Below are 23,030 nucleotides of genomic sequence, written 5' to 3' on the forward strand. Positions count from 1 at the left end.
ACTGTCCCTTCGAAGGCGAGTGTTGCAACAGGCAAAATCAGCGCAGGGCGAGCTCGTCGGCGAGGCGGCCGAGGACGAGCTCCGCGTGGCTGAGGACGGCGAAGTGGTCCCCGGGCAGGATCCGGCGGTCGAACCGGCCGGTGGTCACCGCGGCCCAGCCGTCGACGTCCTCGGCGCTGCTGACGGTGTCGCCGGCGCCGACGTACGCGCTGACGGGGCAGGTGAGCGGCGGGCCGGGTTCGGGGACGTAGCCTTCGACCATCGCCATGTCGGCCCGCAGCACCGGCAGGTAGATCTCGGCGATCTGCGGGTCGTCGAGCACCTCGGCGGGGATGCCGCCGTGCCGGGCCTGCATCGCCCGGCCGAACTCGAGGTCCGGCAGGTGGCTGAGCGCCGGCATTCGGGCGGCGCCGCCCGGCGGTTTCGCCCCGGCGACCACCAGGCGGGTCGGCGACGGCAGGTGGTCGCGGCGCAGGTGCCGGGTCAGCTCGTAGGCGACGAGCGCGCCCATGCTGTTGCCCAGCAGCGCGAACGGCACGTCCAGGGCGGGCAGCAGCGCCTCGGCGAGGTCGGGGACGAGGTCGACGACGCCGGTCGGCAGCGGCTCGCCGAAGCGGGACTCGCGGCCGGGCAGCTGGACCGGGCACACCTCGAGGCCGTACGGCAGGTGCTGCTGCCACGTCCGGAACGCGGAGGCGGCGCCGCCGGCGTGCGGGAAGCAGAACACCCGCAGCACGGTGTCGGTCGCCCGCCGCCGGTTCGGCAGCCAGGGGTTGGGCATGAGGTCACTCACCGGCGGTCACCGTCTTCGCTGGAGCTGGGGCTGGGGCGTCGTGGACATCGAAGGGGCGGCAGCAGCGGGTGCCCGGGTCGGCGACGATCTCGGCGAGCAGCGCCGTGTACCGCTCGGCGAGCCGGGCGACGGTCGCGTCGTCGAACAGGTCGACGCTGTATTCGAGCAGCCCGTCGACGCCGAGGCAGGCGCCGCCGGGGCCGAGCCGCTCGCGCAGCATCAGGTTGAGGTCGAACTTCGCCGTCGTCGACGGGGCCGGCTCGATCCGCATCCGCAGGTCCGGCAGCTCCAGCGCGCCGCGGCCGGTGTCGTCGGCGACGATCATCACCTGGAACAGCGGGTGCCGGGCGCCGGACCTGGCCGGGTTCAGCGCCCGCACCAGGTGGTCGAAGGGCACGTCCTGGTGGGCGTAGGCGTCGAGGTCGGCGTCGCGGACCCGGGCGAGCAGGTCGGTGAACGACGGGTCGCCTGAGGTGTCGGTGCGCAGCACGACGGTGTTGACGAAGATGCCGACGAGGTCGTCGAGGGCCGGGTCGGTCCGCCCGGCGGCGGGGGTGCCGAGCGGGATGTCGGTGCCGGCGCCGGCACCGGTGAGCAGCGCCGCGAGGGCCGCCTGAGCGACCATGAAGACGCTGGCCCGGTGGCCGCGGGCGAGCGCCGCCATGCCGTCGTGGACCTCGGCCGGGACGGTGAAGCGGACCCCGCGGCCGGCGGACGTCGGCACGGCGGGGCGGGGCCGGTCGAACGGCAGCGCCAGCTCCGCCGGGGCCTTCGCCAGCGCCCGCCGCCAGTAGGCGGTCTGCCGGGACAGCAGGCTGCGGGTGTCGCGCGGGTTGCCGAGCAGCCGCTGCTGCCACAGCGTGTAGTCGGCGTACTGGGCCGGCAGCGGCTCCCACCGGACCGGGTCGCCGGCGACCCTGGCGGCGTAGGCGCGGGCGAGGTCGGTGGCGAGCGGCACCATCGACCAGCCGTCGCAAGCGATGTGGTGCAGCACCAGGCGCAGCACGTGCTCGCCGGGGCCGGCCGTCAGCAGCCACGCGCGCAGCGGGAGGTCCTGCTCCAGGCGGAAGGTGGTGGCGAGGGCGTCATCGAGGTCGCGGGCGCCGTCGACGACGGTCAGCTCGACGCCGACGTCCGCCGCCGGCACGATCCGCTGGGCGGCGACGCCGTCGATCTCGACGACCGTGGTCCGCAGGCTCTCGTGCCGGGCGACGACGTCGCGCAGCGCCCCGGCGAGCGCCGCGGTGTCGAGGACGCCGGTCAGGTGGATCGTCAGCGGCACGTTGTAGGTGGCGCTGGGGCCGGTCAGCCGGTACAGGAACCACAGCCGCTGCTGGGCGAAGGACAGCGGCACGGCGTCGGGGCGCGGCGCCGGCACCAGCGGCGGGCGGGTGCTGCCGGTCGCGCCGTCGACGAAGGCGGCGAGCCCGGCGGGGGTCGGCGCCTCGAACACCGCCCGGACCGGCACCTCCACCCCGAGGTCGGCGCGGAGGCGGGCAACGAGGCGGGTGGCCAGCATCGAGTGGCCGCCGAGGGCGAAGAAGTCGTCGTCGACGCCGATCCCGGGCCGGTCCAGGACCTCCTCCCAGACCCGCAGCATCGCGGCCTCGGCGGCGGTGCGCGGCGCCACGTAGGTCGCGGCGACGGGCCGCACCGGCAGCTCGGCGAGGGCCCGTTCGTCGGTCTTGCCGCTGGTCAGCTCCGGCAGCGCGGGCATGAGGACGAGGAAGGCCGGCACCATGACCGCCGGCAGGACCGCCCGCAGCCGCTTGAGCAGCCCGGCGGCCTGGGGTGCCGGGGCGGCGCCGTGGGCGACGTAGCCGACGAGCGCGGGTTCGCCGTCGACCGGTCGCACGAGGACGGCCGCGTCGAGGACGCCGGGTAGCTCCCGCAGCGCCGCGGCGACCTCGCCGGGCTCGATCCGCACGCCGCGCAGCTTCACCTGGGCGTCGGCGCGGCGCACGAACAGCAGCTCGCCGTCGCCGGTCCAGCGGACGAGGTCGCCGGTGCGGTACAGCCGCCCGCCGGGCGGCCCGAACGGGTCGGGGACGAACGCGGCGGCGGTCAGGCCGGGCCGGTCCAGGTAGCCGTGGGCGAGCCCGGCACCGCCGAGGTACAGCTCGCCGGTCGCGCCCGGCGGGACCGGGCGGAGCCGGTCGTCGAGGACGTGGGCGCGGGCGCCGCGGATCGGGCGGCCGATCGGGATGTGCCGCGGCAGCTCACCGCGACGGGTCCGCCAGGCGGTGGCCTCGATCGCCGTCTCCGTCGGCCCGTACAGGTTGAGCAGTTCGACGTCGAGCAGGTCCAGGCAGCGGCCGGCGAGCTCGGCGGAGAGCGCCTCGCCGCCGCAGAGGACGCGGCGCAAGGTCGTACACCTGCCGGCGCCGACGACGTCGAGGAACTGCCGCAGTGTGGTCGGCACGAACTTCACCGACGTCACCGCGAACCGCTCGATCGCGCGGACGAGGTAGTCGGGGTCGCGGTGCCCGTCGGGGTCGGCCAGGACGATGGTGGCGCCGGCGGCGAGGGTGCCGAAGAGCTCCAGCAGCGCCGGGTCGAAGGTGAGCGGGGTCTTGAACAGCACCCGGTCGGACGGCGTGACCGGGGCGGCGTCGACGTACCAGCGCAGGGTGTTGACGACGGCCGCGTGCGGCACGACGACGCCCTTCGGGCGGCCGGTGGAGCCGGAGGTGTACAGCACGTACGCCTCGTCGCCGGGCAGCGCCTCCACTGGGCCCTCCACTCGGGTCTCCGCGAGGGCCGCGGGCGCGGGCGGGTCGTCGGTGCAGCCGACGAGCAGGACCGGCACGTCCGGCAGCAGGTCGCGGTGCGCCGCGTCGGTGACCACGACGGCGGGGCGGGCGTCCTCCAGTAGCCGCGCGATGCGGGCCGCCGGGGCGTCGAGGTCGACGGGCACGAACGCGGCCCCGGCCTTGCCGGCGGCGAGCGCGGCGGCGACGAGACCGGCGCCGCGGGGCAGCGCCAGGGCGACCCGCCCGTCCCGGCCCGCACCGGCCGCGCGCAGCCTGGCCGCGAGCGCGCCGGCCCGGGCGTCCAGCTCGGCGTAGGTGACCGTGCCCTCGGCACCGTCCAGCGCCACCGCGTCCGGAGTGCGCCGGACCTGCGCCTCGACGAGCGCCGGCAGCGTCGCGGGCGCCGGCGACGAGGGCGACGTCGTGCCGGTCCAGCGGTGCAGCACCAGGTCCCGTTCGGCGTCGTCCATGACGTCCAGGTCGGCGCAGCGCGTGTCCGGGTCGGCGGCGGCCGCGGCCAGGACCCGCAGCAGGCGGGTGGTGAGCCGGGTAGCGTCGGCGTGGTCGAAACGGTCGGTGCGGTAGCGCAGGTCGGCCCGGATGCCGTCGCAGCGCCCGCCGGGGCCGTGCCGCTCGCGCAGCACCAGGACCAGGTCGAACTTCGCGGTCGCCACCGCCAGGGGCTCCTCGGTGACCCGCAGGCCGGGCAGCTCGGCGTGCACCTGCTCGGTGCCGTCGGCGACGAGCATCACCTGGAAGAACGGGTGCCGGCCGTCGACGCGGGGCGGGTTCAGCGCGAGGACGAGGTGCTCGAACGGCACGTCCTGATGGGCGAACGCGGCGAGGTCGGTGTCGCGGACCCGGTCCAGCAGCTCCCGGAACGTCGGGTCGCCGGAGGTGTCGGTGCGCAGGACGAGGGTGTTGACGAAGAAGCCGACGAGGTCGTCGAGGGCCTCGTCGAGGCGGCCGGCGACGGGGCTGCCGATCGGGATGTCGGTGCCGGCGCCGAGCCGGGTGAGCAGCGCGGCGAGGGCCGCCTGCACGACCATGAAGACGCTGCCCCGCGCGTCCCGGGCCAGCCGGGCCAGGCCGGCGTGCAGCGCGGCGTCGACGGCGAAGCCCACGCCCGCACCCGCACTCTCGCCCTCTTTCAAGGCGCCGGTGCCGTTGCCGGGGATGTCGAGGGCGGCGGGCGCGCCGGCCAGGACGGTCCGCCAGTGCGCGACCTGGCGGCTCAGGACGCTGTCGGGGTCGGTCCCGGCGCCGAGCAGCCGCTGCTGCCAGAGGGTGTAGTCGGCGTACTGGACCGGCAGCGGCGCCCACCGTGGCGCCTCGCCGTCGCGGCGGGCGGCGTAGGCGGCGGTGAGGTCGCGGGCCAGCGGCGCCATCGACCACGCGTCGGCGGCGATGTGGTGCAGCACCGCGACGACGACGTGCTCGCCGGCGCCGAGCGCGAACAGGTGCACCCGCAGCGGCAGCTCGACGGTGAGGTCGAACGGCCCGTCCGCGGCTGCGGCGACCGCGGCCGGCAGGTCGGCGGGGTGGACCGACGAGGTCAGGAACGGGACGCGCACCGCGGCGGCGGGCGCGACCTGCTGCACGGCGGTGCCGTCGACGGTGCGCACCGTCGTGCGCAGCGTCTCGTGCCGGGCGGCGACGTCGTGGAAGGCGGCCCGCAGCGCGTCGCGGTCCAGGGGGCCGGTGAGCCGCAGCGCGAGGGGGATGTTGTACGTCGCGGCCGGCCCCTCGAACTCGTGCAGGAACCACAGCCGCTGCTGCGCCGACGACAGCGGCACGGCCGGCGGGCGGACGGCCGCGGCGGTCAGCGCGGGCCTGACCCCGGCGACCACCCTGCCGCGACCCGCGTCGAGGGCGGCGCCGAGGGCCGCGCCGATGCCGCGGGCCAGTCCGGCGATCGTCGGCGTCTCGAACAGCGCCCGGATCGTCAGCTCCAGGCCCAGCGCGGTGCGGACCCGGCTGACCAGCTTCGTCGCCAGCAGCGAGTGCCCGCCGAGAGCGAAGAAGTCGTCCTCGACGCCGATCCGCTCGCGGCCGAACACGTCGGACCACACGCCGGCGAGCCGCTGCTCCAGGTCGGTGCGGGGGGCGACGTACTCGCGCCGGGCGACCTGGACGCCGTCGGTGCCGCGGGCCAGCAGCGCGGCCCGGTCGACCTTGCCGTTGCGGCTGGCCGGCAGCGCGTCGTGCAGCACGTAGCCGTCGGGCACCATGTACCGCGGCAGCCGCCCGCCGAGCCGCTCGTGCCAGCCGGCGAGCTGTCTGCCGGCGTCCGGTTCGCCGGTCGCGACGTGGGCGATGAGCCGGTCGTCGCCGTCGGTCTCGCCCCTGTACGGCAGGACGACGACCTCGGTGGCGCCGGTGACCGCGCGCAGCGCCGCCTCCACCTCGCCGAGCTCGATGCGGTAGCCGCGGATCTTCACCTGGTGGTCGCGGCGGCCGAGGTATTCGATGGTGAGGCCGTCGCCGCGGCGGCGGTAGCGGGCCAGGTCGCCGGTGCGGTACAGCCGCGCGCCCGGCGTCGGCGGGAACGGGTGCGGGACGAACGCCGCCGCGGTGAGATCCGGCCGGCCGGCGTAGCCGCGGGCGAGGCCGCCGCCGACGTACAGCATGCCGGGCACGCCGACGGGGACCGGCCGCAGCTCGTCGTCGAGCACGTAGGCCTCGGCGTTGGGGTACGGCCCGCCGATGAGGCACAGCGCGCCGCTGTCCGCCGCCTGGTCGTGCACGAGGTAGGTGCTGTCGATCGTGGCCTCGGTCAGGCCGTAGGAGTTGACGACCTCCCCGCCCGGTCCGAGCAGCGCCCGCATCCTGCCGAGGTCGTCGGCGTGCACCAGGTCGGAGCCGACGATGAGCAGCCGCAGGTCGGGCAGGCGCGCACCGGTCGCGGCGGCGTGCTCGGCGAGGCGGCGGGCGACCAGCGGCACGAACTCGGCACAGTCGACGACCTCCCGCCGCAGCAGCTCCAGCAGCGGCTCGGGCTGCAGCAGCAGGTCGCGCGGGCACAGCACGAGCCGGGCGCCGTTGCACAGGGCGCGGGTGAGGTCGCCGACGAAGACGTCGAAGCCGAAGTTCGCCATCTGCAGCACGGAGGTGACGCGACCGGGCAGCCGGTACGCCTGGTCCCAGCCGCGCTGCACGGCCAGCAGCGCGTCGTCGGCGACCATGACGCCCTTGGGCCGGCCGGTCGACCCGGACGTGTAGATGACGTAGGCGAGGGCACCCTCCGGCCGCCGGGCCTTCGCGGGGCTGTTCTCCGTGGTGAGGTCGTTGACGCGGACGCTGACGCCCTCGAACTGTCCGGCCAGGGCGGCGGTGGTGACCGCGACGCGGACCCCGGCGTCGGCGGCGACCGCGGCGCGGCGGGCGGCGGGCTGGTCCGGGTCGAGGGCGACGAACGCCGCCCCGGCCTTCCACACGCCGAGGACCGCGACGACCAGGTCGGCGCCGCGGGGCAGCAGCACGCCGACACGGTCCTCGGCCCCGACGCCTTCGCGGCGCAGCCGCCCGGCGAGCGCGTCGGCACGCGCTTCGAGGTCCACATAGGACAGCCGCTCGGCGCCGTGCACGACCGCGATCGCGTCCGGGCTCGCCGCCGCCTGCCGCTCGATCAGCTCCAGGACGTTGCGGGCGGCGACCGGCGCCGTCAGTGGGCCGCGCCCGGCGGCGAGCAGCTCCCGGCGCTGCCCCGGCGGGGTCAGCTCCAGGGTGTCGACGCGGTCGCCGGGGCGGGCGGTCAGGCCGCGCAGCACGTGCTCGTACATGGCCGCGAAGCCCCGCACGGTCACCGCGTCGAACAGGGCGGTGTCGTACTCGAAGACGACGGTGAGGTCGCGCTCGACGACGAGCATGTCGACGAACAGGTCGACCTTCGCGACCGCTGCGGGCGGGGTCACGACGGAGGCGTGCAGCCCGGTCGGGTGCGGCATGACCCGGGCCCGGTCGAGGTTGAAGAACGTCCGCAGCAGCGGCGCGGGGTCGGCGCCCTCGCCGCGGAGCAGCTCGATGCTGAAGTCGGGGTGGTCGTAGGCGCCGACGAGCGCCTGCTGGACGGCCCGCACCTGCTCGGCGAACGTGGCGGCGCCGTCGCGGACCAGCCGGACCGGCAGCACCGTGTTGCAGTGCCCGACGAGCACGTCCGCGCCGGGGTGGTCGCGATGGGCCACCGGGATGCCCACGACGATGTCGTCGTCGCCGGTGAGCCGGTGCAGCAGGTGCGCGTACGCGGCGAACAGCACCGTGAACAGGGTGGTGTGCAGCTCGCGGGCCCGGGTCGCGGCGAGGCCGGCGACGGCCGGGTCCAGGGGGAGGTCGATGCGGGCCGCGCGGCCGGCACCGCGGGCGGGCCGGGGGCGGTCCAGCGGCAGCTGCAGCACGGGCCGCGGCCCGCGGAACCGTTCGGTCCAGTACGACGCCGCCGCCTGCCCGGCCGGGCCGTCGCGGCGGGCCGCTTGGCGCGCGACGTGGTCGCGGTAGGCCGGGGCGGGCACCAGTCCCGCGGAGACGCCGGTGCGCAGCTGCTCGTACAGGTGCAGCAGCTCGTCGATGACGACCACGAACGACCATCCGTCCACGACGCTGTGGTGGACGAGCAGGTGCAGCTGATGGTGCTCGGGCGCGAGGCGCAGCAGCGCGGCGCGCAGCAGCGGCCCGCGCGTCAGGTCGAACGTCTCCTGGACCCGGCCGTCGAGCCACTCGGCGCGCCCGGTGCCGGCGTCCACGACGGGCAGCTCGACCGGCGCGGGTGGGAGCACCCGCTGCCAGGACCCGTCCGCGGCGAACACGGTGCGGAGGCTGTCGTGCCGTGCCACCACCGTTTCCAGCGCGCGGCGCAGCGTCTCGGGGTCGACTGGTCCGGCGAGGTCCAGCAGCACGGTCTCGTTGTAGGCCTGCGAGGATGCGTCGCCGAGCTGGTCGAGGAACCAGATCTCCCGCTGTGTCGACGACAGGGGGTAAGGCGCCTCGTTCAGCGGCGGCGGCTGCTGTACCGCGGGCGCCTCGGCTGGTGCCGCGGCTGGCGCCTCGTATGGCGCTTCGGCCGGTGCCTCGCTGATCAGCGCGTACACGTGGGCCATGACGCGCGCGTGCACGTCCAGCAGCCGCTCGACCGATGCTTCCAGCTCGGTCCGTAACGTCCCGTCATCCGTCGGCCGCACAGGTCCCCCGTCTCGATGGTGCCCGCGACTGACCGTAGGCGGTGGGTATTAACAAGTTCCCTAGTCCACGTCGTGTTGCCTGTCTGCAGACGTGGCGTGCCGGCGCCCCGCGCCGCGACGGAGGGGACCCCCGATGAGCACCAGCACCAGCCCGGAGTTCCTGTCGACCGACGTGCGCACCCTGGTGGAGCAGCGGCTGGCGCGGCTCACCGCCGGCTCGCCGAAGCCGTCGATCACGCCCGGCAGCGGACCCCGACCGGCCGCCCCCGCCCAGCAGCGCCTGCTCTTCCTCGAACAGCTCGACCCCGGCACGCCGACCTACCACGTGATCTTCACGCTGCGCATCGACGGCCCGCTCGACTCGGACGCCGTGGAGGCGTCGCTGCGCGGCATCGAGGAGCGGCACGAGGTCCTGCGCACGACGTACCGGCGCACCGGCACCGGCGAGGAGCAGGTGACCGGTCCGGTCGGGCTCCGGATGCGCCGCCTGGACCTGCCCGGCGCCACCGAAGCACGGCTGGACGAGCTGACCCGCGACGAATACGAGCGGCCGTTCGACCTCCGCGAGGGACCGGTGTGGCGGGCCGTGCTCGCCCGCACCGCCGAGGACCGGCACCACCTGGTGCTCACCGTGCACCACATCGCCTTCGACGGCTGGTCCGTCGACGTCTTCGCCCGCGAGCTGTCCGCCGGCTACGCCGCCGCCCTGGGCACCGGCCCGGCGGTCAAGGCCCCGGCGGTCCAGTACGCCGACTACGCCGCCTGGCAGGCGCACCGCCTCGCCACCGGCGGCTTCGACGGTCAGCTGGCGTACTGGTCCGGCCGGCTCGCGGACGCCGCCCAGCGCATCGAGCTGCCGTCGCCGGGCCCCGGACCGGCCGGGAACACGGGCGGCGGCCGGCTGCGGGCCAGGGTCGGCGCCGAGGTCACCGCCGCGGTCCGGGCCCTCGCCCGCGCCCACGGCGCCACCCCGCACGTGGTGCTGCTGGCGGCCCTGCACGCGCTGCTGCACCGCTACAGCGGGCAGCGCGACATCCTCGTCGGCACCCCCGTCGCCAACCGCGCCCTGCCGGAGGTCGAGCCGCTCATCGGCCTGTTCGTCAACACGGTCGTGGTCCGTGCCGACGTCGCGCCGCTGCTGCCGTTCGCGGCGCTGCTGGACCAGGTCCGCGACGCGGCCGCCGCCGCGCAGGCCCACCAGGACGTGCCGTTCGAGCAGGTGGTCGCGGCGCTGCCGGTCGACCGCGACACCGGCGCGGCCCCGCTGGTGCAGGTCATGTTCGACTGGAACAGCTCCGCCGCCCGGACCGGCACCACGGTGCGGCTCGGGGACGCCCGGATGACCCTGGTCGAGCGGTTCCGGCCGGACACCGCGAAGTTCGACCTCGTCGTCGCGGTCAGCGAGCTCGCCGACGGGCTCGAGGTCGAGCTGGAGCACCGCCGCGACGTGTGGGACGAGCCGGCCGCGCGCCGCGCGATGCGCCACTACCTGACCCTGCTCGCCGCCGCGGCCACCGACCCGGGGCTGCCGGTGGACCGGCTGCCGCTGCTGGACGACGCCGAGCGCGCGCTGGTGACCGCGGCGTGGCAGGGCCCGGTCAAGGCGCACGCCGACCGTCCCGACCTCACCGCCCGCATCGCCGCCCGCCGCGACAGCGACGCCGTGGCGCTGGTGCAGAGCGGCCGCCAGGTCACCTACCGGGAGCTGATGGCCCGGGTCGACCGGCTCGCCGCCCACCTGCGCGACGCGGGCGCCGCCCCGGACCGGCCCGTCGGCGTGCTGCTGCACCGCGGCATCGACCTCGTCGTCGCGATCGTCGCGATCGTGCGGGCCGGCGCCCCGTACCTGCCACTGGACCCCGACCACCCGGCCGACCGCACCGCGACGGTCGTGCGGGACGCCGGCGCCACCCTCGTCGTCACCGACACCGCCCTCGCCGGGATCCTCGCTCCTGACGTCACAGCAGTGTGCGTCGACGCCGAACGCGACCGGATCGCGGCCCGTTCCGACCGCTGCCCCGACCCGGAGATCCTGCCTGAGCACCTCGCCTACGTCTTCTACACGTCCGGCTCCACCGGCCGGCCCAAGGGCGTCATGGTCAGCCACCGCGCCGCCCACAACCAGGTGCACTGGCAGGTCGACCGGTTCGCGCTCGGCCCCGACGCGACCGTGCTGTTCAAGACCAACGTCACGTTCGACGACTCGGTGGTGGAGATCTTCGCCGCGCTGAGCAGCGGCGCCCGGCTGGTCATCGCCGAGCCCGGCGGCCACCGCGACCCGGCCTACCTGCGCTCGCTGCTCGCCGCCGAGCAGGTCACCTACGTGCGGTTCGTGCCGACGATGCTCGCGGCGCTGCTGGCGTACGGCGGCGACACCCCGCTGCCCGCGCTGCGGGTGGTCAAGAGCGCCGGCGAGGCACTGACCCCCGACCTGCGGGCCAGGTTCCTCACGTCGCTCGGCGCGGAGCTCTACAACGCCTACGGCCCGACGGAGACCGCCGTCAACGTCACCGCCGACCGGTGCCGGCTCGACGGCGACCCGCGGGTGCCGATCGGCGCCGCCACCACCAACGTGCGCTGCTACGTGCTGGACGCCGACCTCCAACCGCAGCCCGTCGGCGTGCCCGGCGAGCTGTGCGTCGGCGGGGTCCAGCTGGCCCGCGGCTACCTCGGGCGGCCCGACCTCACCGCCGACCGGTTCGTGCCCGACCCGTACGGTCCGCCCGGCGGCCGGCTGTACCGCACCGGCGACCTCGTCCGGTGGCGCGACGACGGCCTCATCGACTTCCTCGGCCGGCTCGACCGGCAGGTGAAGCTGCGCGGCTTCCGGGTCGAGCTCGGCGAGATCGAATCGGTGCTCACCGAACGCGTCCGGCACGCCGCCGTCGTCGCCCGCGACGACCGTCTCGTCGCGTACGTGACCCCGGGCGACACCCCGCCCGACCCCGCCGAACTGCAGCGCTGGCTGCGGACCCGGCTGCCGGAGTACATGGTGCCCGCCGTCATCATGGTGCTGCCGGCGCTGCCGCAGCTGTCCAGCGGCAAGGTCGACCACCGGCAGCTGCCCGACCCGCCGGACGCCGCACCCGACCCCGTCGCCTACGCCGCCCCGCGGGGCGACACCGAGGCAGCGCTCGCCGCGCTGTGGGCGGAGGTCCTCGGCCTCGAACGGGCCGGCCGCGACGACGACTTCTTCGCCCTCGGCGGGCACTCGATCCTCGCGGTGCGGCTCCTCGCCCGGGTCCAGCAGACCCTCGGCGTCGACGCGCCGCTGAAGTGGGCGTTCGACGCGCCCACCCCGGCCCGGTTCGCCGTCCTGCTGGACCGGGCGGCCGCCGCCGGCCCGCCGCTGCCCGCGGTCACCGCCGCGACCGGCCCGGTGCCGGAGCTGTCCGCGACCGAGGCCGGGATGTGGCTCGTCGACCAGCTCCACCCGGCCGACCCGTCCTACGTGGTGCCGGTCGTCAGCCGGCTCCGCGGCCCGCTCGACGCCGACGCGCTCGTGGTCGCGCTGACCGCGCTGCCGAAGCGGCACGAGGCGCTGCGGACCGCGTTCACCGCCGACGGCGGCACACCCCGCCGGGTCGTCGCCGACCGGATCGACGCCACCGTCCACCGGCACGACCTGCGGCACCTGCCGGAGCCGGACCGGGCGGCCGCGCTGGCGGCGCTCGTCGGCGACGTCACCGGCACCGGGTTCGACCTGGCGGCCGCGCCGCTCATGCGGGCGGCCCTGATCGCCGTCGCCGGCGACGAACACGTCCTGGCGCTCGCGTTCCACCACGCGGTCGTCGACGCCTGGTCGATGAACGTCCTGCACGACGACCTCGTCGCCGCCTACGAGGCCGCCGCCGAGGGCCGGCCGCAGCCGCCGGTGCCGGCCCGCCGCACCCCCGCGGACTACGCGCTCTGGCAGCAGGGCCTTGCCGGCGGCGACCGGCTCGGCGCGGAGCTCGCCTACTGGCGGGACCGCCTGCGGGACCTGCCCGGCGGACCCGACCTGCCCGCCGACCGCCCCCGCCCGGCCGCAGCCGACCCCGCCGGGTCCGCGCACCGCTTCACCGTGCCCGCGCCGGTCGCGACCGCGCTGCGGGACCTCGCGGCGGCCGAGGGTGGCACCCCGTTCATGGTGTTGCTCGCCGGCTACGTGACGCTGCTGCACCGGTGGACCGGCAGCCGCGACGTCGTCCTGGCGATGCCGGTCGCCGACCGGGCCCGCCCGGAGCTGGAGCAGGTCGTCGGCGCGCTGCTCAACACCGTGCTGCTGCGGGTCCGGGTGCCCGCCGCGGGGACGTTCCGGGAGCTGCTGCGCGACGTGCGGGCCGCGGTCGTCGAGGCGTACGAGCACCGTCAGCTGCCGTTCGCCCGCCTCGTCGAGGCGTTGCGGCTGGACGCGGCGGCGCTCACCCGGTACACCGTGACCATCGACCAGGCGCCGGCCGCGGCGACCCTGGCCGGTGGGGTGACGCTGCACCCGGAGCCGTTCGTGCCGTCAGCGGCGAAGGCCGAGCTCAACCTGTCGTTCGAGGACGGGCCGGACGGGCTCGCGGGATCGCTGGTGTACCAGACGGCCCGCTTCGACGCCGACCGTATCGCCCGCACCGCCGGGCACCTGCTGACGCTGCTCGACCGTGCCGCCGCCGACCCCGACACGCCCCTGTCCCGCCTCGACCTGCTCGACCCGGCGCAGCGGGAGGCGCTCACCGGCGAGGAGCCCGCGGAGCGGCCCACGCCGACCTGCCTGCACACGCTCGTCGACGACGAGATCCTCCGCCGCCCCGACGCCGTGGCCCTGTGCACGGCCGCCGGCGCGGCCACCTACCGGCAGCTCGGCGAGCGCGCCGCCGACCTCGCGGGACGGCTGCGCGCCAACGGGGTGCGCGGCGGTCACGTCGTCGGCATCGCGCTCACCCGCGGCGCGGACCAGGTCGTGGCGGTCCTCGCCGTGCTGCGGACCGGCGCCGCGTACGTCGCGCTCGACCTGCGCCACCCCCAGGCCCGCCGGGACGCCGTCCTGCGCGACAGCGGCGCCCACAGCCTCGTCACCGAGGGCCTCGCCGTGCGGCGCCTCGACCCCGCCGCCCCCGCCCTGTCCGGTGACGGCCGGCCGAGGCCGCGGTCGGTGGCCTACCTCGCCTACACCTCCGGCTCGACCGGGACACCGAAGGGCGTCCGCACCCCGCACGCCGCCGCGGCCGGCTATCTCACCGGTTACCTGCTGCCGACGTTCCGGCTCGGCGCCGGCGACACCGTCCTGCAGCTGCCGGCGCTCGCCTTCGACGCGTCGGTCCGGGACCTGCTCGGGCCGCTCGCGGCCGGCGCCCGCGTCGTGCTGCTCGCCGACGAGCAGGCCACCGACCCGGCCGCCATCCTCGACGCGATCGACCGCGACGGCGTCACCTGCCTGCTCAGCGTCGTGCCGACCCTGCTGCGGGCGCTGCTCGCCGAGGCCGCGTCCCGGCCCGGCGCCGGGGAGCGGCTGCGGCTGGTCCTCACCGCCGGGGAGGTCCTCGACCGGCACGACGCCGCCCGCACCCGGGCCCTGTTCGCCGGGCGGCCCTCGGTCGTCAACCAGTACGGGCCGACCGAGGCCACCATGACCACCACCTGGCACGCGGTGGACGCCGAGCCCGGCGAGCGCGGCAGCGCCCCGATCGGCCGGCCCGCGCCCGGCGCCCGGGTGTGGCTCGTCGACGCCGCCGGCGACCTCGCCGCCACCGGCGTGCCCGGCGAGGTGTGGATCGGCGGCGACCGGCTCGCCGACGGCTACCACGGCCGGCCGGACCTGACCGCGGCGAGCTTCGTGCCCGACCCGTTCTCCGGGGTGCCCGGCGCCCGCGCGTACCGCACCGGCGACACCGCCGTCCGCGACGCCGGCGGGGTGCTGCACTTCGTCGGCCGCGACGACGACCAGGTGAAGATCCGCGGCAACCGGGTCGAGCCCGGCGAGGTCGAGGCGGTCCTGCGCGGCCTGCCCGGCGTCGCCGAGGCGGCCGTCGTGGTCACCGGGTCGCCGGCCCGGCTGGCCGCCTTCGTGGCACCCGCCGGGGTCGACGCCGCCGCGCTCCGGGCCGCGCTGCGCGAGCTGCTGCCGGAGCACCTGCTGCCCGCGACCCTGCACGCCGTCGCCGCGCTGCCCCGCACCACCAACCAGAAGGTCGACCGGAAGGCCCTGGCAGCGGTGCCGCTCCCGGCGCCGGTCGCCGACCCGCCGCGGACCGAGACCGAGCGCCGGGTCGCCGCCGTGTTCCAGGAGGTGCTCGGCACCGAGCTGCCGGACTGCGGGCCGTGTGGGCGCGACGACGACTTCTTCGCCCTCGGCGGGCACTCGCTGCTCGCCGCCCGCCTCGCCGCGGCGCTGCGGGCGGCGTTCGGCCGGGACGTGCCGCTGCGGGCGGTCTTCGACCTGCGCACCGTCGCCGCGATCGCGGCCGCGATCCCGTCCGCCTCCACTGCGGACACGCACGGTTCCACAGTGGAGTCCGGTGCCGGCCGGCCGACGCCGGCGCAGGAGGCCATGCTGCGGCACAAGGACAGCGGTGCCGCGTACAACATCGGCTTCGCCGCCCGGCTGCACGGCGACCTGGACGTCGTCGCCCTGGCGCGGGCCGTCGACGCCGTCGTGGCCCGGCACCCCGCGCTGCGCACCAGGTTCCCGGTCACCGGCGGGCACCTGAGCACGGTCGTCGAGCCGGTGCTGCCGGCCGAGATCACGGTCCACCAGACCGGCGACGCAGCATTGCTGGAAGCCGATCTGCGCCGCCCGTTCCACCTCCACGACGGCCCCATGGTCCGGGCCACCGTCGTCCGCGCCGGCGACGGCACGCACCTGTTCGGCATCGCCGTGCACCATGCCGTCGCCGACGGGTGGTCGCTGAGCGTCATCCAGCGCGACGTCGCCGCGTACTACGCCCACTTCACCGGCGGCGCCCGGCCGGCGCTGCCCGCGGTCGCGGGCTTCTCCCCGCACGTCGCCTCAGACCTCGCGTTCTGGGACGACCGTGTCGGCGGGATACCCGTCGACGTGGCCGCCGCACCCGACCGGCCCCGGACCGCGACCTGGTCCCTGGCCGGCGCCACCCACCGCTTCACGTTCCCGGCCGAGCTGTCCGCGGCCGTGCGGGCGGCGGCCGACGCGACCGGCGCCACCACCTTCATGGTCCTGTTCGCCGCGGTACAGATGTGGCTGGCCCGGCAGTCCGGCGCCGAACGGTTCCTGATCGCGGTGCCCGTCGCCGGCCGGGACACGGCGACGCAGGACGAGGTCGGCCCGTTCGCCGATGTCGTGCCGGTGCCGGCGGACGTCACCGGGGCACCCACGTTCCCGGAGCTCGTCGCGCGGGTCCGCGCCACGATGCTCGCCATCTGGGAGCACCAGGGGACCCCGTTCGAGGCGCTCGCCGACCGCTACGACCCGGCCGCGCGCGCCGGGGACCGGCCCCCGCTGTGCCGGTTCATGTTCGCGATGCAGAACCTGCCGCCGGGCGCGGAGGACCTGCCCGGGCTGCGGCTCGAACGGGTCGACGTGGACCGCGGCACCTGCCGCTACGACCTGCACCTGCGCTGCCGCGAGACCGCGGACGGCATCAGCGGCTGGATCGAGTACAGCACCGCGCTGTACGACGCCGCGACCGTCGAGCGCCGCCTCGCCGACCTGCTCCAGCTGCTCGCCGATCTGACGGAAGGTGCCTGACATGCGGCTGTTCCACGTCCTCTGGGCGGGCCAGGCCGTCTCCCTCATCGGCTCGTCGGTGACCGCGTTCTCCGCCGGCATCTGGGTGTACGACCGGACCGGCTCACCGGCGGCGTTCACGTTCATGGTCCTCGCCGCGACGCTGCCCGGGATCGTGCTGCTGCCGCTCGCCGGCGCCCTCGTCGACCGGTGGGACCGCCGCCGGGCCATGCTGCTCAGCGACGCCGGCACCGCCGCCGTCACGCTCGTCGCCCTGCTCCTGGTCAGCACCGGCATGTTCGCGATCTGGATGGTGTACGTCGTCGCGGTCCTGCTGTCGGTGTTCAAGGCCATCCAGTGGCCGGCGTTCTCCGCGCTCGTCGCCGAGATCGTGCCCCGGGAGCACCTCAGCAAGGCCAACGGCCGGGTCGGGCTCGCCGAGGCCGTCGGCGAGGTCCTCGGCGCCGTCATAGCCGGCAGCCTGTACGGCGTGCTCGGGCTGCGCGGCCTGCTGCTGCTCGACGTGCTCACGTTCACGGCCGCGCTCGGCACGATGCTGTGGTCGCTGCGGCGGATGCCGCCCCCGCCGGCCCGGGAACACCAGGCGAAGCTCACCGGCGAGCTCAGCGCCGGGTGGCGGTACATCCGGGCCCGGCCGGGCCTGTCCGGCCTGCTGCTGTTCTTCGCGGTGCACAACTTCGGCATGCAGTGGGTGATCGTGCTGGTCCCGCCGCTGGTGCTGAGCCTCGCCGGGGCGGCCGCCTACGGGATCGTCGAGGCCGTCGGCTGGGCCGGGATGGTGCTCGGCGGCGCCGTCATCAGCGTCACCCGCGAGCCACGGCACCGGATCCGGGCCGTCCTCACCGTCGCCACCGTGCAGGCCGTCCTCGTCGTCGCCATGGGCGCCGGGCACGCCGTGTGGACCGCCGCCGCCGGCATGTTCGGCATCCTCGCCGGGTACGCCGTGACGAACGCGGTCACCGCCACCCTGTGGCAACGCAAGACACCCCAGGAGGTGCAGGGCCGGGTCTTCGCCGTCCGGCGGATGATCGCCTGGTCCGCGCAGCCGCTCGCGTACGCGACCGCGGGCCCGCTCGCGCAGTACGCGGCGACGCCGCTGGTCGACCCGGGCGGCCCCCTGCACGGGACGCTCGGGCGGGTCACCGGCGGCGGCACCGCGGGCGGGATCGCGCTCGTCTTCCTCGCCGCCGCCCCGCTGCTGCTGGGTATCGTCGCGTTCACCGCGCTGCGCCCGCGGGTGCGGCTCCTCGAGCGGGAGCTGCCCGACGCCCCCGCGCCTGAGCCTTCGCCCCCGCCCGCGCCTTCGCCGGACCCTTCGCCTGAGCCGCAGCCGGCGGCGGCGTGACCGGCAGCGACCCCGAGACCGGGGAAACCCCCAGACTTCGTCTGAGTGCGGCGCCGACCCGCGACGCCTGCCGCAGGATGGCAGCACGCGCTGAGGAGGCCGTCATGCACTCGACCGGACCCACCCGCGATCCGGCGCCGCACGCGGTGGTGTTCGGTGCGACCGGGTTCGTCGGGCGCAACGCGAGCGCGGCGCTGCTGGACGCCGGCTGGCGGGTCACCGCCGCCGTCCGCGACCCCGGGACCGCCGGCGAACGGCTCGCATCCGGCTGCCGGCCCCTGCCCATGGACCCGGTCCGCGACCGCCCCGAGGACCTCGCCGCCGCGCTGCGGGCGGCCGCGCCGGACCTCGTCGTCAACGCCGCCGGGGCGCTGTGGGGCGCCGACGGCCGCGACGAGCGCCGGCTCCACGACGGCAACGTGCTGCTGGTCGAGCGTCTCGTCGGCGCCCTCGCCGGCCGGGCGGGCGTCCGGCTGGTGCACATCGGGTCCGCGTACGAGTACGGCGACCAGCCGGCCGGCACGCCGCTCACCGAGGACCTCACCGAGCGCCCGGTCAGCCGGTACGCGCAGACCAAGCTGGCCGGGACCCGTACCGTGACCGACGCCGCCGACGCCGGACGCCTCGACGCGGTCGTCCTGCGCATCTCCACCGCCATCGGTCCGTGGGCCCCCGCGGACAGCCTGCTCGGCGGGATCGCGCGCCGGATCGCCGCCGACCCCTCGGATGTCGTGCTGCCGCCGCTGGCCGGACACCGCGACTTCGTCGACGTCCGCGACGTCGGCGACGCCGTCCTGTGCGCCGCCACGGCCCGCCGGGTGCCGTCCGTCGTCAACGTCGGCGGCGGGCGGCTGACCGCCGTCACCGACCTCGTGGACCTGCTGCTGCGGTGCGCCGGGGGCACCGCCCGGGCGGCAGGTCCGGCCGCGCCGGGCGAACGCCGGGACGCGGGCATCACCGCACAGCCGCTCGACCTCCGCACCGCCCGGCGCGCCCTGTGCTGGGAGCCGACCCGGCCGCTCGCTGACGCCGTCGCCGCACTGTGGCTGCAGGCGCGGGCGCACGCGACCGCCTTCCATTGAAGCTCTGCACCGAACGGAGATCCCACGCATGGCTGACGAGGTCAAGCAGCTCATCCTGGAGCAGACCCGCAAGCTCCACCGCGACCGGGCGGCGGCCGATCAGGGCTTCGTGCCGGGCGTCACCCACATCATGCCGTCCGGCGCGGTCCTCGACGAGGACGACCGGGCCGCGCTGGTCGAGCAGGCGCTGGAGATGCGCATCGCCTCCGGCGCGACCGCGCTGCGCTTCGAGCGGCTCTTCGCCCGCACGATCGGCGTGCGCAAGGCCCACCTGACGAACTCCGGCTCCTCGGCCAACCTCCTCGCCGTCGCGTCGCTGGCCGCGCCGGAGCTCGGCGACCGGCGGCTGCGGCCCGGCGACGAGGTGATCACCGTCGCGGCCAGCTTCCCGACGACCGTCAACCCGCTGCTGCAGCACGGTCTCGTCCCCGTCTTCGTCGACGTCGACCTCGGCACCTACAACACCACCGTCGAGCGGGTCGAGGCGGCGCTGAGCCCGAAGACCCGCATGGTGATGATGGCGCACACGATGGGCAACCCGTTCCCCGTCGCGGAGATCCGGCAGCTGTGCAAGGACCGGGGCCTGTTCCTCGTCGAGGACAACTGCGACGCGGTCCTGTCCACCTACCAGGGGCAGACCACCGGCACGTTCGGCGACTACTCGACGGTCAGCTTCTACCCCGCGCACCACCTGACGATGGGCGAGGGCGGCTGCATCCTGACCGACAGCCTGGAGCTGGCGCGGATCACCGAGTCGATGCGCGACTGGGGCCGGGACTGCTGGTGCGAGCCGGGGCAGGACAACAAGTGCCTCAAGCGGTTCGACTACCAGATGGGCGACCTGCCGTACGGCTACGACCACAAGTACATCTTCTCCCACGTCGGCTACAACCTGAAGGCCACCGACATCCAGGCCGCGCTGGGCCTGACCCAGCTGACGAAGCTGGAAGACTTCGTGGCCGCCCGCCGGCGCAACTGGCAGCGGCTGCGCGACGGCCTCGACGGCACGCCGGGCCTGCTGCTGCCGGAGGCGACGCCGGGCAGCGACCCGAGCTGGTTCGGGTTCGTCATCACCCTCACCGCCGACGCGGGCTTCGAGCGGCGGGCGCTGGTGGACTTCCTGCAGTCACGCAACATCGGCACCCGGCTGCTGTTCGCCGGCAACCTGGCCCGGCAGCCCGCATACCGCGACGAGCCCTACCGCGTCAGCGGCACCCTGGAGAACAGCGACGTCATCACCGAGCGCACCTTCTGGATCGGCGTCTTCCCGGGCGTCACCGCCGAGATGATCGACTACATGGTCGCCTCGATCCGCGAGTTCGCCGAGCGCCGCCACTGACGGACGTTTCACCCTTGCGCGGCGGCCGGTCCTCGGAGATACCACCGTTGCTGTGGACACGACGTGGGAGACGCGACTGGGCCGGACCGCCGGCCTGGTCGCCGACGAACCTGTCGTGCGCGCCCGGGTAACCCCGAACTGATTGACTTGTTCCAACCGCTTGGTCATGGTGCAGACATGGGTCTGCGTGGAAGCCCGGGATTGCTGGGCGAGCACGACTTCCGGCAGTTGTTCGTCGCTGACACGATCAGCCAGTTGGGCAGCCAGATCAGTGTGTTGGCGTTGCCTTTGGTCGCCGTGGTCGCGCTGGACGCCTCCAACTTCGAGGTGGGTGCACTGACCGCCTGCGGCATGACGGCGTTCCTGCTGATCGGCCTGCCGGCAGGGGCGTGGGTGGACCGGATGCGCCGCCGCAAGGTGCTGATCATCGCCGACGTCGGTCGGGCGGTCGTGCTGAGCTCGGTGCCGTTGGCGTGGGCGTTCGACGTGCTGAGCATGTCACAGCTCTATCTGGTGGCGTTCGCGGTCGGGGTGTTGCGGGTGTTCTTCGACGTGGCGTACATGAGCTACCTGCCGCACCTGGTCGGCCGGGAGCATCTGGTCGAGGGCAACGCCAAGCTCGAGGGGGTCCGGGCGGTCGCCCAGATCGGCGGCCCGACCGTCGCGGGCCTGCTGGTCCAGGCGGTGACCGCTCCGCTGGCCGTGGCGCTGGACGCGGCCAGTTTCGCCGGGTCGGCGATGTTCGTGCGGCGCATCCGTCGGCGCGAGGACTCGCCGGAGCTCCGGCGTGGCGCCAGCCTCGGCAAGGACATGATGGACGGACTGCGGTTTGTGTTCGGCAATCAGCTGCTACGCGCGATCGCGCTGTCCATTTCGTCGTACAACCTTCTGTCCGGGATCCGCAGCGCGATGCTCATCGCGCTGCTGGCCGGAGTGCTGCACCTCCCCGCCGGGACGATCGGCGTGTTCTTCTCGATCGCCTCCGTGGGGGCACTTATCGGCGCGCTGACCGCCAGACGGGTCGCCGCGCGGATCGGGCAGGGCCCGGCGATCTGGATCCCGGTCGCGGTGACCGCGCCGCTGCAACTGGTGATTCCAGCGGCCCAGCCCGGGTGGCTGCTGTGGGCGGCGGCCGCCGCGTCATTCGTCATCTACTGCTGTGTCTCGGTCAACAACATCACCCAGGTCAGCTTCCGCCAAGGCCTCACCCCAGAACACCTGTTGGGCCGGATGAACGCCACCATGCGCTTCCTCGTCTGGGGCACCGCCCCGCTCGGCGCTCTCATCGGCGGTGTCCTCGGCCAACTCCTCGACGCCAGGACAGCACTGTGGATCGCCGCCGCAGCCGGGCTGCTGCCAGCATTGCCTCTGCTCTTCTCACCGCTGCGAACCATGCGCGCGCTCCCGGCCCAGCCTGAACAGGCACCACAGCCAGCCAAGCCACACCAGAGTCACGCCGGCAAGTGCGGCTGCCCTACCAGCCGGCGGCCAGCTTCTCCAGGCGCGGCAGCAGCTCCACGGGGGTCGGGCGGCTGACCGCGGCCCGGCGCAGGGCGGTCGCGGCCCGCTGGTGTGCGGGGTTGTCCAGCAGTGCGGCCATGGTCGCCGCGATCGTCTCCGCCGTCGCGGTGTGGCCCGGCAGGTGCAGGCTGGCGCCGGCCGCCGCGATCCGGCCGGCCAGGCAGGCTTGTTCGCTGGCGAACGTGATCGCCAGCTGCGGTGTGCCGGTCACCATGGCGGTCATCGCGCTGCCCGCGCCGCCGTGGTGGACGACCGCGTCGCAGTCGGGCAGGAGGGCGTACAGGGGGCAGCGTTCCAGCAGGCGGACGCCCGGCGGGACCGGGCCGAGCGCCTCCGCGTCCTCGCGGGTCGCGGTCAGCACCGCCTCCACCCCGAGGCCGGCGAGCGCCTCGACGATCGCCGGCAGTGCGTAGGAACGCGGACCCGTCATCGTGCTCAGGGCCGTGGACCACGTGACGCAGACCCGCTTGCGCCCGCCGCGCGGTTGCCGGGGCGGTGGGACGCCGGGGCCGTTGTAGGGCACGTACCGCACGGGGAGCCGCTCGCCGCCCACCGGCGGGGCCACCTCGTCCGGACACGGGTCGAGCACGTGGCGGATCAGGTCGGGGCCGAACGGTCCGAAACCGTGGCGGGCGAACGAGTCGCCGAGGTCGTCGGGCAGGATGCGGACCGGCGGCGCCTCGTGCGTGCCGACCGGGCCCCAGAGGGCGAGGATTGCCGGTACACCGGCCGCCAACGCCGCGAGAAGGCCCTCGGTGCTGACCGGGTCGTGGACGACGAGGTCCGGGCGCCACTCGCGGGCGAACGCGACGGCGGCGTCGTGGCCGGCCGCGGACGCCTCGGCGAACCGGGCGCCGTCGGTGCGCGCGTACGCCGCGGCGTCAAAACCGTCCAGTGTGGACATCTGCGCGCCGGTGACCGGGTGCAGGGGCGTCCACGGGTACGGCCACTGCCCGGCGAGCGCCTCCCGCACGTAGGACAGTCGATTGTGGACGGCGACCTCCATCCCGCCCAGCAGCGGCACCGGCGGCAGCCCGGCCCCGGCCACCGCCGCGGTCTGCGACGGTGCGCACAGCACCCGCAGCTCGTGCCCGGCGGCCTGCAACGCCCAGCCGAGCGGCACCATCGACGAGTAGTGCGTGGGCCAGGACGACACGGAGAACAGCACGCGCATCCGCCCAGGATGCCGCAGGGTCTGGTCACGGGCCGGACACGACGCAAGAACCCGGGAAACCCCCAGACTTCGGGTGGATCGAGGGACCTGGGCCCGGCCGGTGCTGGATAGTGACCGTCGTCCGCGGGTGCCTTCCCAACGCTCGAACGGCAGGAG

8 protein-coding genes are annotated in these 23,030 nt (G+C 75.4%); 5 read left to right on the plus strand and 3 right to left on the minus strand.

Going from position 1 to position 23,030, the window contains the following annotated elements; genetic code table 11:
* Nucleotides 1-37: 37 nt before the first annotated feature.
* Together ACQEVZ_RS01560 and ACQEVZ_RS01565 are read right to left on the minus strand one after the other, a co-directional pair.
* Nucleotides 38-793 carry a thioesterase II family protein gene (locus ACQEVZ_RS01560; RefSeq protein WP_433360212.1) on the minus strand — a complete coding sequence of 252 codons (756 nt, stop codon included), beginning with the start codon at nt 791-793 and terminating at the stop codon, nt 38-40.
* The gene (locus ACQEVZ_RS01565) at nt 786-8,720 is read right to left on the minus strand and encodes an amino acid adenylation domain-containing protein (RefSeq protein WP_433360215.1); all 7,935 of its coding nucleotides are present in this window, start codon (nt 8,718-8,720) and stop codon (nt 786-788) included. Before ACQEVZ_RS01565 ends, ACQEVZ_RS01560 begins: the two co-directional genes overlap by 8 nt.
* A gap of 133 nt (nt 8,721-8,853) precedes the next feature.
* On the opposite strand from ACQEVZ_RS01565, the gene ACQEVZ_RS01570 reads away from it, so the two are divergent.
* The 5 genes from ACQEVZ_RS01570 (at nt 8,854) to ACQEVZ_RS01590 (ending at nt 21,715) form a co-directional block, all read left to right on the plus strand.
* Nucleotides 8,854-16,413 carry an amino acid adenylation domain-containing protein gene (locus ACQEVZ_RS01570; RefSeq protein ID WP_433360218.1) on the plus strand — a complete coding sequence of 2,520 codons (7,560 nt, stop codon included), beginning with the start codon at nt 8,854-8,856 and terminating at the stop codon, nt 16,411-16,413.
* A 1-nt stretch (nt 16,414) separates the two neighbouring features.
* Complete coding sequence (locus tag ACQEVZ_RS01575; RefSeq protein WP_433360221.1) at nt 16,415-17,758, plus strand: MFS transporter; 1,344 nt, start codon at nt 16,415-16,417, stop codon at nt 17,756-17,758.
* A gap of 104 nt (nt 17,759-17,862) precedes the next feature.
* Nucleotides 17,863-18,840, plus strand: a complete 978-nt coding sequence (locus tag ACQEVZ_RS01580) for an NAD-dependent epimerase/dehydratase family protein (RefSeq protein ID WP_433360224.1) — start codon at nt 17,863-17,865, stop codon at nt 18,838-18,840.
* Between the two features lie 28 nt (nt 18,841-18,868).
* Nucleotides 18,869-20,179 carry a lipopolysaccharide biosynthesis protein RfbH gene (rfbH, locus tag ACQEVZ_RS01585; RefSeq protein WP_360565513.1) on the plus strand — a complete coding sequence of 437 codons (1,311 nt, stop codon included), beginning with the start codon at nt 18,869-18,871 and terminating at the stop codon, nt 20,177-20,179.
* A 63-nt stretch (nt 20,180-20,242) separates the two neighbouring features.
* A complete protein-coding gene (locus ACQEVZ_RS01590) occupies nt 20,243-21,715 on the plus strand; it encodes an MFS transporter (protein WP_433360228.1) in 1,473 nt (490 codons plus the stop codon).
* Here the strand turns inward: ACQEVZ_RS01590 and ACQEVZ_RS01595 are convergent.
* Nucleotides 21,654-22,874, minus strand: a complete 1,221-nt coding sequence (locus ACQEVZ_RS01595; protein WP_433360231.1) for a nucleotide disphospho-sugar-binding domain-containing protein — start codon at nt 22,872-22,874, stop codon at nt 21,654-21,656. The genes ACQEVZ_RS01590 and ACQEVZ_RS01595 overlap by 62 nt on opposite strands.
* Nucleotides 22,875-23,030: the final 156 nt, after the last annotated feature.

It is taken from the genome of Dactylosporangium sp. CA-152071, assembly GCF_050936335.1.
Taxonomy (GTDB): Bacteria; Actinomycetota; Actinomycetes; order Mycobacteriales; family Micromonosporaceae; genus Dactylosporangium; species Dactylosporangium maewongense.